The 13,183-nt window shown below is 72.9% G+C and carries 12 protein-coding genes; 5 read left to right on the plus strand and 7 right to left on the minus strand.

Annotated elements, in window-relative coordinates:
• Window positions 1-47 precede the first annotated feature (47 nt).
• The 3 genes from ACWDAK_RS09265 (at window position 48) to ACWDAK_RS09275 (ending at window position 2,315) form a co-directional block, all read left to right on the plus strand.
• Window positions 48-1,121: a Gfo/Idh/MocA family oxidoreductase gene (locus ACWDAK_RS09265; protein WP_427394303.1), complete on the plus strand. Its 1,074-nt coding sequence runs from the start codon at window positions 48-50 to the stop codon at window positions 1,119-1,121.
• A gap of 127 nt (window positions 1,122-1,248) precedes the next feature.
• Window positions 1,249-1,542, plus strand: a complete 294-nt coding sequence (locus ACWDAK_RS09270; protein WP_344636247.1) for a DUF6412 domain-containing protein — start codon at window positions 1,249-1,251, stop codon at window positions 1,540-1,542.
• An 80-nt stretch (window positions 1,543-1,622) separates the two neighbouring features.
• Window positions 1,623-2,315 (plus strand): YidC/Oxa1 family membrane protein insertase, encoded by a 693-nt coding sequence (locus ACWDAK_RS09275; RefSeq protein ID WP_427394304.1) that lies wholly within the window; start codon window positions 1,623-1,625, stop codon window positions 2,313-2,315.
• Here ACWDAK_RS09275 and ACWDAK_RS09280 read toward each other — a convergent pair.
• The 4 genes from ACWDAK_RS09280 to ACWDAK_RS09295 all read right to left on the minus strand — a co-directional run bounded on the left by ACWDAK_RS09280 (window position 2,285) and on the right by ACWDAK_RS09295 (window position 6,759).
• Window positions 2,285-3,349, minus strand: coding sequence for an adenosine deaminase (locus tag ACWDAK_RS09280; protein ID WP_344636249.1), 1,065 nt, complete (start codon window positions 3,347-3,349; stop codon window positions 2,285-2,287). The two genes, ACWDAK_RS09275 and ACWDAK_RS09280, sit on opposite strands and share 31 nt — an antisense overlap.
• Window positions 3,350-3,366: 17 nt before the next feature.
• Window positions 3,367-4,662 (minus strand): DUF445 domain-containing protein, encoded by a 1,296-nt coding sequence (locus ACWDAK_RS09285; protein ID WP_427394305.1) that lies wholly within the window; start codon window positions 4,660-4,662, stop codon window positions 3,367-3,369.
• Window positions 4,663-5,044: 382 nt separating this feature from the next.
• Entirely contained in the window at window positions 5,045-6,304 is a 1,260-nt protein-coding gene (locus ACWDAK_RS09290; RefSeq protein WP_427394306.1) for an MFS transporter, read from the minus strand.
• Window positions 6,301-6,759 carry a nuclear transport factor 2 family protein gene (locus tag ACWDAK_RS09295; protein ID WP_427394307.1) on the minus strand — a complete coding sequence of 153 codons (459 nt, stop codon included), beginning with the start codon at window positions 6,757-6,759 and terminating at the stop codon, window positions 6,301-6,303. The genes ACWDAK_RS09290 and ACWDAK_RS09295 overlap by 4 nt, the downstream gene beginning before the upstream one ends.
• Window positions 6,760-6,866: 107 nt before the next feature.
• On the opposite strand from ACWDAK_RS09295, the gene ACWDAK_RS09300 reads away from it, so the two are divergent.
• Window positions 6,867-7,460: a TetR family transcriptional regulator gene (locus ACWDAK_RS09300; RefSeq protein WP_344636253.1), complete on the plus strand. Its 594-nt coding sequence runs from the start codon at window positions 6,867-6,869 to the stop codon at window positions 7,458-7,460.
• 132 nt (window positions 7,461-7,592) lie between these two features.
• Here the strand turns inward: ACWDAK_RS09300 and ACWDAK_RS09305 are convergent, their stop codons facing one another.
• The 3 genes from ACWDAK_RS09305 to ACWDAK_RS09315 are packed head-to-tail and all read right to left on the minus strand — an operon-like array spanning window position 7,593 to window position 10,312.
• Complete coding sequence (locus ACWDAK_RS09305; RefSeq protein WP_344636254.1) at window positions 7,593-8,552, minus strand: ABC transporter ATP-binding protein; 960 nt, start codon at window positions 8,550-8,552, stop codon at window positions 7,593-7,595.
• Between the two features lie 25 nt (window positions 8,553-8,577).
• Entirely contained in the window at window positions 8,578-9,420 is an 843-nt protein-coding gene (locus ACWDAK_RS09310) for an ABC transporter permease (RefSeq protein ID WP_427394308.1), read from the minus strand.
• The gene (locus tag ACWDAK_RS09315) at window positions 9,413-10,312 is read right to left on the minus strand and encodes an ABC transporter permease (protein ID WP_427394309.1); all 900 of its coding nucleotides are present in this window, start codon (window positions 10,310-10,312) and stop codon (window positions 9,413-9,415) included. The genes ACWDAK_RS09310 and ACWDAK_RS09315 overlap by 8 nt, the downstream gene beginning before the upstream one ends.
• A 302-nt stretch (window positions 10,313-10,614) precedes the next feature.
• On the opposite strand from ACWDAK_RS09315, the gene ACWDAK_RS09320 reads away from it, so the two are divergent.
• On the plus strand, window positions 10,615-12,927 hold the full coding sequence (locus ACWDAK_RS09320) for a transglycosylase domain-containing protein (RefSeq protein ID WP_427394310.1): 2,313 nt from the start codon (window positions 10,615-10,617) through the stop codon (window positions 12,925-12,927).
• The last annotated feature ends 256 nt before the right edge of the window (window positions 12,928-13,183 follow it).

Consider the following 13,183-nt stretch of genomic DNA (forward strand, 5'->3'; position numbering starts at 1 on the left):
CGCTGCCTGAGACCGCGGCAGGAGGGGCGCGTGATTGAGTAGGGGGCATGAGCAGCAGCACGTCGCACCCCCCGTTCCGCGTCGGTCTGATCGGCTACGGTCTGGCCGGCTCCGCCTTCCACGCCCCACTGATCGCCGCCACCCCCGGCCTGCGGCTGGAAGCGGTGGTCACCGCCGACCCCGAGCGCCGGGACCAGCTGCGGCAGGAGCACCCGGGTGCCCGTCCGCTGGACACCCCCGAGCAGTTGCTCGCCGAGGCGGACCGGATCGACCTGGTGGTGATCGCCTCGCCCAACCGCACCCATGTCCCGCTGGCCCGGACCGCGCTGGAGGCCGGCCTGCCGACCGTGGTTGACAAGCCGCTGGCCGCCACCGCCGCCGAGGCCCGCGAACTCTGCGAGCTGTCGGACCGGACCGGGGTGCTGCTCTCGGTGTTCCAGAACCGCCGCTGGGACGGTGACTTCCGCACTGCCCGCCGGCTGGTGGAGTCGGGCGCGCTGGGCCGGGTGCACCGCTTCGAGTCCCGGTTCGAGCGGTTCCGCCCGAAGCCCAAGGCGGGCTGGCGCGAACTGGCCGACCCGGCCGAGGCCGGCGGCACCCTGTACGACCTGGGCAGCCACCTGGTGGACCAGGCCCTCACCCTGTTCGGCCCGATCGACACGGTGTACGCGGAGATCGACGTCCGGCGGGACGGCGCGGTGGTGGACGACGACGCCTTCCTCGCCCTCACCCACGCATCCGGCGTCCGCTCGCACCTGTGGACCAGTGCGCTGACCCCGCTCGCCGGTCCGCGGCTGCGGGTGCTCGGCGACACGGCCGGGTACGTCAAGTTCGGTATGGACCCGCAGGAGACCGATCTGCGGGCGGGCCGGCGACCCGACGACGGTGGGGCCTGGGGCGCGGACGACCCCGCCGCGTACGGCACCCTCGGCACCGACGAGTCCTCCGCCCCGATCCCCACCGACCCGGGTGACTACCCCGCCTACTACGCCGGCATCGCCGCCTCCCTCGCCGACGGCACCCCGCCGCCGGTCGACCCCCGGGACGCCGTCACCACCCTGGCCGTCCTGGAGGCCGCCCGCGCCTCCGCCGCCACGGGCAACGTCGTCCGGCTGCCGTAGCGGCGGGTGCGGGGAACCGCGGCGATCACACGGCCGCGGACGTGCCCGGCCTCGTACCCGGTTCCCCGCGCCCCGCCCTTCCCGTACGATCGCGCTGAACGCCGTCCCAGCCCCGAAGGAGGTCGCCGTGCCGTTCGTCGCCGTACTGCTCGGCCTGCTCCGGGTGTTGACGGGTGATCTGCTGCTCGGGCCCGCGCCCCTGACGGCCGTCGCGGCCGCCGCCACTCTGGTGCTGCTGGCCGGTGTCGCCGGTGCCGTGCTGGCCACCGGCCGCCTGCTCGGGGCGAGCGCCCCGGTGCTGGTCCGCTCCGGCGCGCTGCGCAGGCGCGCGTTCACGACGGCCTTCCTCCCGCAGCGTGATCCGGACGCCCGGGGCCGCCGTCGCCCCAGGGCACCGGGTGCGGCCCTGGCGGCCGCGTAACTCCCGCTCCAGACAACGGCCCGCGCGGCCGCCCTCCGCCGACATCTCATCCCACGAGACCCCGGAGGGCTCGCACCACCATGTCCGTCTTCGCGTTGCTCGACCCTGCCGTACACCTGGCCCACGACGCCGTCGCGGCCCTGGCCGCGTTCCTGCCGACCGCGCTCGCGGTCGTCGTCTTCACCCTCTGCGTACGCCTCGCGCTGCACCCGTTGGCCCGGGCCGCCGCGCGCGGCCACAAGGCGCAGGCGCGGCTCGCCCCCAGGATCGCCGAACTGCGGCGCAAGCACGCCGCGCAGCCGGAGAAGCTGCAGTCCGCGCTGGCCGAGCTGTACCGCGCGGAGCGGGTTTCACCGGTCGCGGGCTGCCTGCCGGCCCTGGCACAGGCCCCCTTCTTCTCGGTGATGTACCGGCTGTTCACCACACCCGATGACCTGCTGCACCACACGGTGTTCGGCGTTCCGCTCGGGCTGCACGTGGGCGCCGCGCACGGCCAGGGCCAGTTGCTGGTCTTCGGCGTGCTGTACGCGGCCCTGGCCGGTGTCGGCTTCCTGTCCTTCCGGAGCGCCCGGCGGTCGGTGACGGATCCGACGGCGCCCGGTGCGGCGCTGATGCCGTATCTCTCGTTCGGCACCGTGCTGTTCGCCGCGCTGGTCCCGCTCGCGGCGGGGATCTACCTGCTCACCACCACCGCGTGGAGCGTCGCCGAGCGCGCCTGGCTGCACCGAGGCAGCCAGCCCCGTCAGCCCCTGGCGGTCCAGCCCGCGAGGTAGTCGTCGATCTCGGCGGCCAGCCGGGCCTTGCCGCTCCCGTCCAGGAAGGACGCCTCGACGGCGTTCCGGGCGAGGGCGGCGACACCGGCCTCGTCCAAGCCGAGCAGGCGGGCGGCGACCGCGTACTCGGTGTTGAGGTCGGTGCCGAACATCGGCGGGTCGTCGCTGTTGACCGTGACGAGCAGGCCCGCGTCGACCATCTGCCTGATCGGGTGGTCCTCCATCCGATCGACGGCCCGGGTGGCGATGTTGGAGGTCGGGCAGACCTCCAGCGGGATGCGGTGCTCGCCGAGGTGGTCCAGCAGCGCCGGGTCCTTGACCGCCTGGGTGCCGTGGCCGATCCGCTCGGCGCCCAGCACCCGGATGGCGTCCCAGACCGTCTGCGGTCCGGTGGTCTCACCGGCGTGCGGGACGCTGTGCAGGCCGGCCGCCCGGGCCCGGTCGAAGTAGGGCTTGAACTGCGGGCGCGGCACGCCGATCTCCGGTCCGCCGAGCCCGAAGCTGACCAGGCCCTCGGGTGCCAGCTCGACGGCCATCCGGGCGGTCTCCTCGGCGCTCGCCAGTCCGGCCTCGCCGGGGATGTCGAAGCACCAGCGCAGTACCACGCCGAGGTCGCGTTCGGCGGTGATCCGGGCGTCCTCGATCGCCTCCATGAAGGCGACGTCCGGGATGCCGCGGTTGGTGGAGGAGTAGGGGGTGACGGTCAGCTCGGCGTAGCGGATCTGCTGGCGGGCCATGTCCTCGGCCACGCCGTAGGTCAGCGCCCGGACGTCCTCGGCGTCCCTGATCAGGTCGACCACGCTCAGGTAGACCTCGATGAAGTGCGCGAAGTCGGTGAAGGTGAAGTACTCGGCGAGCGCCGCCGGGTCGGTCGGCACCTTGGTCTTCCCCGCGTGGCGGGTGGCCAGTTCCGCGACCACCCGGGGCGAGGCCGAACCGACGTGGTGCACGTGCAGTTCCGCCTTCGGCATGCCGGCGATGAACGCCTCGATCCCGCTCTTGCCCTCGACCACCGGACACTCCTCTTCGCGCATTGGTTCGATCCTGCATGCTAACCGCCCAGCGCCACCGCCACGGTGTGGATCAGCAGACCGGCCAGCGCACCGACCACCGTGCCGTTGATCCGGATGAACTGCAGGTCCCGGCCCACGTTGGCCTCGATCTTCCGCGAGGCCTCGTCGGCGTCCCAGCCGGCCACGGTCTCCGAGATCAGCGAGGTGATCTCCCTCCGATAGGTCTCCACCACGTACTGGGCGGCGTCCTGGAGCCAGCCGTCGGTCTTGGCCTGGAGCCTGGCGTCGGTGGCGAGGCGGTGTCCGAAGGAGCGCAGCCCGGCCGCTATCCGGCGGCGCAGCTCGCTGCGCTCGTCCTCGGCGGCGCTCAGGACCAGGGTACGGACGGCCGCCCAGGAGGAGGCGATCAGGTCCTGCACCTCGGGGCGGGCGAGCAGGTCGGACTTGGCCCGCTCGACCCGGGCGATGATCGCGGGGTCGTGCTGGAGCTCGGTGGCGAAGTCGGCGAGGAAGTTGTCGATCGCGCCCCGGGCCGGGTGCTCGGGGTCGTCCCTGATGTCGGTGACGAAGCGCATCAGCTCCTTGTAGACCCGTTCGCCGACCTGGTGGTCGATGAACTTGGGCGTCCAGAGCGGCGTCCGCTGGGTGACCCGCTGCACCACCTCCTCGTGGTGCACGGTCAGCCAGTCGTGCGCGCGGACGGCGATCAGGTCGACCATCCCCCGGTGGCCGCCGTCCGAGACCACCTTGCCGAGCAGCCGCCCGGCCGGTTCCGCGATCGAGGTGGCGGCGGCCCGTCTGGTCACGGCCTCGGCCACCACCGCCTGGACGTCCTCGTCGCGCAGCACCGCGAGTACGCCGCGCAGGGCGGCCGCGCTCTCCTTGGTGACCCGCTCGGCGCTGCCCGGGGCGGCCAGCCACTCACCCAGCCGCCGGGCGATCCCGATCACGGCGAGCCGCTCGCGCACCACATGGCCGGACAGGAAGTTCTCGCCGACGAAGTCGCCCAGGGACTTGCCGAAGGCGTCCTTCTTGGTGGGGATGATCGCGGTGTGCGGGATGGGCAGGCCGAACGGGCGGCGGAACAGCGCGGTTACCGCGAACCAGTCAGCCAGGGCGCCGACCATGCCGGCCTCGGCGGCCGCCGCGACGTACCCGGACCAGGCGCCCGCGCCCACGCCCCGGGCCCAGGTCGCCAGGCCGAACACCGCTGTCGCGAAGGCCAGCAGGCCGGTCGCGATGGTCTTCATCCGCCGGACGCCCCGGCGTTTCTCCTCGTCGGCCGCGGTGAAGCTGATCCCGGCGGCCGCCCTGACCCTCTGATCCACACTCACCCGTCCAGTCTGCCCCGCAGGCCCCGAAGGGGATCCGTCCACCCCGCCGATATCCGGGTCAAACCGGGGACGCCCTCAGGGGGATGACCCCCGTGGCAGCTCGGGCGGGATACGGGCGATGGCCGCCCGACGGGTCCAGGCAGGCGCTGAGGTACGGCATGGTGTTGTAGACCGCGATCACCACGCTGACGTCGGGTGGTGCGCTCGGCCGCACCGCCCCTCGGGAGGCCGTCGCCTCTCGTGAAGTCACAAGGGATCCAACGGCCTTGGGGCGGCCCGGTCGCCGCCCACCACCTGACAACCCGATGGCGGTCCGGCAATTCGTCCCTGGCGGGAACCGCCGGACCGGCCTTGGCGGGATCGTTCCGCCGAACCCGGCCGCTCAGCGGGCCCGACGGCCCCCCGCCAGCGGTGCCAGCGCACCCATGACGACCCAGAGGACGGCCACCGCACACACTCCCGGCCAGCCCCAGCGCCCGAACGCCGCACCCGCCAGCGCGGAGGCGGTGGCGCCGGCCGCGAAGGCGGCGACCACATAGGCGGTGTTGGCCGTGGACGGGGTGTCGGTCGCCGCGAGTGCCCTGGTCTGGTTGGCGACCTGGCCGGCCACCAGTCCCGCGTGCACCAGGACCGCTCCCGCGCACAGCGCCGCGATCCGCTGCCCGCCCCACCAGAACAGCAGCAGGGAGAGCGCCACGGCCCCGTACGACAGCGCGACCACCCGGGCCGCCCCGAGCCGTCCGGTCCATCGGCCGGCCAGCGGCGCCACCACCGAAGAGGCCAGCCCGAACAGGCCGAACATGCCTGCCGCGGCGGTGGAGAGCCCGTACCGCGGCCCGGTCAGCAGCAGGGCCAGTGTCGTCCACACCGCGCTCCAGCCGCCGTAGAGCCCGGCCTGCCGCAGGCAGGCGGTGCGCAGCTCGGCCGAACCGGCGAGCAGCCGCGGCAGCGAGGCGATCGCCCGCAGCGGCGAGCTCCGCCGAGGGGCCCTGGCCTCCGGGGGCAGCAGCGCGGCGGTGGTCAGCCCGACGATGAGGGTCAGCACCGCCGCGCCGAAGTAGACCGATCGCCAGCCGTACGCCTGTCCAGCCAGCCCTCCGAGCACCCGGGCGGCCACCACGCCGGTGAACAGGCCCGAGACCACGATCCCCACCTGGCGGGCCCGGTCCGCCGCCGGGGCCCGCTCGGCGATCAGCGGTACCAGCAGCTGCGGGATCACGGTCGCCGCGCACACCGCGAAGACCGCGGCGGCGAGGACCGGCAGGCCCGTCGAGGTTCCGGCGCCGACCAGGGCGGCGGCGGCGACGACGGACAGTCCGCCGACCAGTCTGCGCCTGGGGACCGTGTCACCAAGCGGAGCGAAGAGCAACAGGCCTGCGGCGTAGCCGAGTTGGGCCACCGAGGCGACCCATCCCGCAGCCGAGGCGGGCGCCCCGAAGCTCCGGGCGATCAGGCCGAGCAGGGGCTGGGCGAGGTAGACGTTGGCGACGGTGATCGTGGTGCAGAGCGTCACGACCGCCAGCAGAACGGCGGGCGGCGTCCCGTGACACCCGCGCCCGGCGGCGGGGCCTCGATCAGCTGCGGCGGGTTCGGAGCCTGCGGTCCGCAGCGGGGGGACGTCCTGCCCGGTGGCGGTGGTCATTCGGACACCTCCGGCGCGAGCTGCGCGAGCACCGACGCCAGGTCGAAGTACGCGCGACAGTGCGCGATGAGGCCGTCGGCACCGAGCGCGAAGACGTTGACGCCCTCCCAGGCGACCGGCCGCCCGTCGGGCGTCTCGCCGGCCCCCCGCCAGGTGACGGCCATCTCGTCCCCGCCCCCGTGGACGCGGTCGGGACGGATGCCGTCGAACCGGCCGAACAGCGGCAGGACGGCGGCGAACTGGTCCCGGATCGCGGCGCGGCCTGCGAGCACGGGGGTCCCGACCGGGTCGTGGTACTCGGCATCCGGGGCGAAGGACGCCGCCCAGGCGTCCGGGTCGCCGGAGCGGGAGCCCTCGAAGAACGCGGCAACGGCGGGGGCGAGGGCAGAGGCAGAAGGAAAAGGAAAAGGAGAAGGAGAAGGAGAAGGGGAGGGGGAGGCGGTGGGCGCGGACACGGGGACTCCAGGTGCGGCGAAGTTGTAACCAACTGGTTGGTTACAACCCTGGCAGGGGCGCTCGACAACTGTCAACCAACCAGTTGGTTGGCGACTATCCTGTTCCCATGGCAGGAACCAGGGACCCCGAGGCCACCAAGGCGCGCATCTTCGCGGCGGCCACCGCCGAATTCGCCGCCCACGGCATCGCGGGCGCCCGGATCGACCGCATCGCCCGCGAGGCCAAGGCCAACAAGCAACTCATCTACGCCTACTTCGGCGACAAGGCGCAGCTCTTCGGCCAGGTCCTGCAGCAGGCACTGGTCAGCCTCGCCGCCGCCGTCCCCGTCGACCCCGAGGACCCGGACGCCTACGTCGACCGGCTGATCGAGTACCACGCCGCCCACCCCGAGCTGCTCAGGCTGCTGCTCTGGGAGGGCCTGGAGTACGGCCAGGGCGAGATCCCCTTCGAGGAGCAGCGCAAGGAGCACTACCGGGCGAAGGCCGCCCGGTTCGAGACCGCCCAGCGCGAGGGCACGCTCAAGCCGGTGTTGCCGCCGCAGGATCTGGTGTTCATCATCAGCGCGCTCGCCGGCTGGTCGTCGGCGGCGCCCCAGCTGCGCCGCATGCTGGTCGGCGAGACCGAGGCCGACGACATGCGCCTGCGCGAGTCCATCCGTACGGCGGCCCGGCGCCTCACCGGGCGCGAGGAGAGCGCGTAGGCGCATCAGGAGCGCGCGTGCCAGTCCGGACGGCCCGCCATCACGGCTCAAGGACGCGCGGGACCGCGCGGCACGGGCGCCTTCCGGGCGCGGTCTCCCGCGCCACGGCCGGCGCGCCGTGCCGCGCGGGGATCAGCCGATCGCCGACTCCGCGTACATCCGGGCGATGACGTCCTCGATCGCGGGCTCCCGCACCGACAGGTCGACGAGCGGGTAGCGGTCGGCGACCGCGGCGACGATCGGGGCGGCACTGGCCTGGGCGGGGAAGGCGAGCCACTGGCGCGGCCCCTCGACCCTGACCACCCGCACCCCGGGGACCTCGATCACGGGCCCGGCCTCGGCGAGGTCGACCACCAGGGTCCGCTCGCTCTGTCCGGCGGCGTGCAGCCCGTCCAGGCCGCCGTCGTAGACCACCCGTCCGTGGTCGATCACCATCACCCGGCCGCACAGCTGCTCGATGTCGACCAGGTCGTGGGTGGTGAGCAGCACGGTGGTCCCCCGCTCCGCGTTGACCTCGCGCAGGAACTCCCGCACCCGGGCCTTGCTGATCACGTCGAGGCCGATGGTCGGCTCGTCCAGGTAGAGCACCTGCGGGTCGTGCAGCAGCGCTGCGGCCAGGTCTCCGCGCATCCGCTGCCCGAGCGAGAGCTGGCGCACCGGCGTGTCCAACAGGCTTCCCAGGTCCAGCAGTTCGACGCAGCGGTCGAGGTTGGCCCGGTACCGGGCGTCGGGGATCCGGTAGATCCGGCGCGCCAGTTCGTAACTGTCGCGCAGCGGTAGGTCCCACCAGAGCGTGGTGCGTTGACCGAAGACCACGCCGATCCGCCTGGCCAGCCTGGCGCGTTCCCGGGCGGGGTCGACCCCGGCGACCCGCAGGTGTCCGCTGCTGGGGACCAGGATGCCGGTGAGCATCTTGATGGTGGTGGACTTGCCGGCCCCGTTCGGGCCGATGTAGCCGACGCACTCGCCGGCGCCGATGCCGAAGGTGAGCCCGTCCACGGCGTGCACCTCGCGCTTCTCGCGGCGCAGCCGGCCGGCCTTGGCCCGGATGGTGAAGCTGCGCCGGACGTCCCGCAGTTCGATCAGGCTCATGGTCTGGATTCCTTTCGGTTCTGGGTCAGTTGCCGGTGCCGCGGTATGCGCGCAGTCCGGCCCGCCAGAGCAGCGCGGCGGCGAGGACGCAGAGCGCGGCGGCGAGGGGGGAGGCGTACTGGAAGGCGGTGGGCAGGCCGAGCGGGTCGGGCTTGTCGAGGATGCGCAGTGCCGGCAGCCAGTTGACGAAGGCCAGGGGTACGCCGAAGACGACGCCGGCGACGAGTTCCTTGGCGAAGATGGTCGGCGGGTAGTGGATCAGGGTGGCGCCGCCGTAGGTCAGCGAGTTCTGGAGTTCCCTGGCCTCGCCCCACCAGAACTGCAGGGTGGCGCCGCCGACGAAGACGGCACCGAAGATCACCGTTCCGCAGAGCAGCAGTACCGGCACCAGCAGCAGCCGGTCGGCGGTCCAGTGCACCGACAGGGCGCCGAGCGACCAGCCGAGTACGGCGGCGGCCTGGAGGGGCCGGCCGAGGCGGCGCAGCGAGAAGCGTTCGGCGCAGAGCTGGGCGAGCGCGGGGGCGGGCCGGATCAGCATGACGTCGAGGGTGCCGGTGCGGATCCGCTCGCCGAGGGCGTCCACACTGCCGACGAACATGTTGGCCAGCCCCAGCGCGAGGCCCGAAGTCCCGTACAGGAAGCCGAGTTCGGGCAGCGACCAGCCGCCGAGGCGGTCGGTGTGCCGGAACATCAGCAGCAGGACGACGAAGTCCAGCGAGGTGGTCGCGAGGTTGGCGACGAGCATCAGGCAGAACGAGACCCGGTAGGCCATGGTGGCGCGGATCCACATGGCGGCGACCAGCCGCCAGGAGCGCAGCGCCCACCGCAGCCGGGCCGGCCTGCTCTCGGTCGGCAGGAGTTCAGCCACCCTGGACCACCACCTTGCGGGTCGCCAGCAGCTGGGCTCCGCGGCCGGCGGCGAGCAGCAGGACGGCCCACAGCAGCTGGAAGCCGAGTCCGGTGAGCTGGGCGGTGCCGGTGCGCCGTTCCAGCAGGATGTCGGTGGGGATCTGGATCAGTGCCGCCCAGGGCAGCACATGGGCGAGTTCGCCGAGCCGGCCGGGGAAGAGGCCGATCGGCAGCAGCATGCCCGAGAAGAACATCGCGACCACCAGCATCACCGCCCGGATGCCCTCCGAGTCGTGCAGCCAGAAGCCGGTGATCGAGACCAGGAAGCGCAGTCCGAAGCTGACCACCACGGCGAGCAGGACGGCCAGCAGGAAGACCGCCCAGACCAGCGGGTCGGCGGGCAGCGCGAGGTCGAAGGCGAGCGAGCCCGCCAGGGTGGGCAGCACGCCCCGGGCGAACAGGTGGAAGGCGGCCCGGCCGAGGTCGGTGGCCAGCCACCAGCCCTGGAAGTCCACCGGGCGGTAGAGGTCGACGGCGATGTCCCCGCTGCGGAAGCGCTCCTGGACCTCGTCCTGGAAGCCGCCGCCCCAGACCGCGACGGTGACCAGCAGGGACTGGCTGATCCAGATGTAGCTGACGGCCTGGGCGGTGTCGTAGCCGCCGAGTCCGGGCCTGGCCTGCCAGAGGGCGAGGAAGGTGTAGGCGAGGATGAAGCCGAAGACGGTGTTGGTGACGGCGCCCGCGACGGTGGCCGCACGGTAGGTGGAGTAGCGGCGGAACGCGCCCTTGGCGATGGCCAGGTAGAGCCGTGCGGTACCGCGCCGCCCGGTCTCCTCGGGGTGGCCGGGGCCCGGCCCCCGCACCGCGCTCTCGGCTCTGGGCCGTACGTAGATGTCCACCGGGGTATCCATATTGTCTCCTTGTCGACTTTTCTGGGCACGGCACTCTGCGACTGCCCGCACGCGCTCGCGCAGGCGTGCGCGCAGCGCCGAACGACTCCGACCGGCAGACCCCGGGGGTGGCGGGGTGCGGGCGGAGCTGGCGGCTCTTCAGGTGCGCTATGCGGTTGTCACCTTTCACCGTAGCGCCGCGGCGCAGGCGGTGCAGCAGCTTTTCCGCGTCCGCAAGCCCTTTGGGGCGCGAAGGGCCATGCCTTACTCCAATTCGCCCCGAAAACCAGCTGATTACGCGCCAAATCGCCCATAATCCACCCATGAGCAAGGAGCCGCCGGACCACCCCGTCGCCGGGAGCACGCCATCACATCCCCCGAGCCCGCACGACTCGCTGGAGGGCGAGGACCGCGCCGAGGGCTCGCGTCGCGACCGCCGCCGCGCCAGGCGCGCCATCCGCAGTGCCCGCCGCCGGGCGCTCCCCCGTCTGCGGCGCCTGCTGCCCACCTGGCGGATCGCCGTCGGCGGCCTGCTCTCCCTGCTCCTGCTGGGCACCGCCGCCTTCGTGGCGCTCTACCTGCTGGTCCCCGTACCGGACCCGAACGCCCGCGCGGTGGCCCAGAGCACCGTCTACTACTACGCCGACGGCACCACCGAGCTGGCCCGCACCGGCAAGGTGAACCGCCAGGACGTGGCGATCGGCCAGATCCCGCCGGCCATCCAGCACGCCGTGGTCTGCGCCGAGGACCGCTCGTTCTACCGGAACAAGGGCGTCGACCTCAAAGGCATGCTCCGCGCCGCCTGGCGCAACCTCCAGAGCATGGCTGCCAGCGGCAAGGGCACCCAGGGCGGCTCCACCATCACCCAGCAGTACGTCAAGAACTTCTACCTGACCCAGGACCAGACCATCACCCGCAAGGTGAAGGAACTGTTCATCTCGCTCAAGGTCGACCGGCAGCAGAGCAAGGACGACATCCTGGCCGGCTACCTCAACACCAGCTACTTCGGTCGCAACGCCTACGGCATCCAGACCGCCGCCCACGCCTACTACGGCGTGGACGCCGCGAAACTGACCCTCGCCCAGGGCGCCTACCTGGCCACCCTGCTGCAGGCCCCGAGCTCCTACGACGTCAAGACCAGCACCCCCGCCAACCGCGTGAAGGCCGTCGCCCGCTGGAACTACGTCCTGGACGGCATGGTCTCGATGGGCTTCCTGCGCCCCGCCGAACGCGCCTCGCTCACCTTCCCCGAGCCACTCGACCCGAAGCCCACCAAGAGCCTGAGCGGCCAGGCCGGTTACCTGGTCGGCGTCGTCGACGACTACCTGACCAACACCGGCGTACTGAGCGCGGCCAGCCTCAAGGCCGGCGGCTGGAAGATCACCACCACCTTCGACAAGGCCAAGCAGGACGCCTTCGCGGCCGCCGTCCGCAGCGAACTCACCGCCCAGCTCGACCCGAAGGCCCGCCCCGACGCCGACACCCACGTCCGGGTCGCCGGAGCCTCGATCGACCCGGCGACCGGCCGGATCGTCGCCGTCTACGGCGGCCCCGACTACGCCGGCCAACCCTTCAACGACGCCACCCGCCAGGACAACCAGGTCGGCTCCACCTTCAAGCCGATCGACCTGGCCGCCGGACTGGAGGGCAACCACAGCACCCAGTACGGCCACCGGATCACCACCGAGACCCTGTACGACGGCGACAGCCGCCTCTCGATCACCGGCGGCCCGACCGCCTACGCGCCGTCCAACGAGGACGACATCAACTACGGTGACGTCACCCTCCGCTACGCCATGATGAAGTCCGTCAACTCGGTCTACGCCCAGTTGGGCGTGGACATCGGGCTGGCCGAAGTCCGGCGGACCGCCGTGAAACTGGGCATTCCCGAGACCGTCCCCGGCATGGACCCGGCCAACACCTCGATGACGCTGGGCACCGCCACCCCCAGCGCGATCGACCTCGCCGCCGCGTACGCGACGTTCGCCAACCACGGCCAGGCGATCACCCCCTGGCCGGTCCTCAAGCTGGAGCGGCCCGGCGACAGCGAGGTCCCCAAGCTGCCGGGCCACCCCGCCCGCGCCGCCGTGGCCCGGGGCACCGCCGACGCCGTCACCGACGTCCTGGAGGACGTGGTCAGCCCCAGCGGCACCGGCGCCCTCGCCCTGGGCCTCGACCGCCCGGCCGCCGGGAAGACCGGCACCACCGACAACAACCGCTCCGCCTGGTTCGCCGGCTACACCCCCGAACTCGCCGCCGCCGTCGGCCTGTTCCGCGAGGATCCGAAGACCCACGCCAAGCTGCCGCTGGCCGGAACGGCCGGCTACGCCCGGATCAACGGCGGAGCCTTCCCCACCGCGATCTGGACCGCCTACATGGGCGGCGCGCTGCGCGGCACCCCGGTCAAGCACTTCGACCTCCAGCTGGACCGCGACAACCAGCCCGCCGAAGCCCCGCCGCCCCGGACGGCACCCGGCAGGCCGCGCTCCCCGGTACCCGCGCCCTCCGCCCCCCGCATGCCCGCGCCCGCGTCCTCCCCCACGCCCAGCCCCACCGCGCCGCCGGCCCGCCTCCCGACCGGCCGGCCGTCCCGCCCGCCGACCGCCACCGCCGTTCCGCTCCTCCCCGGCCTGTGAGCCGGCCCGTCGGCCGTCCCCGGAGCCGGCTTGCCTGCCGGTGATCCGGTGGGGAACACCGGTGATCCACCGAGGAGTAGGGTGGTCGCCATGCATCGCGGAGTTCTGCCACCTCCTGCCGCCTGAGCGGGCGGCAGGCCACTGAGGACCTGACCCGTCCCGGGCGCCACAGCCCCCGGGACGGTCGTTGCTGCCCGCAGCCGGAAGCACACGACCGACAGCCAAGTCTTCCGTGGGAGAACCCCCGTGTCTTCTG

It is taken from the genome of Kitasatospora sp. NPDC001175 (genome assembly GCF_053598215.1).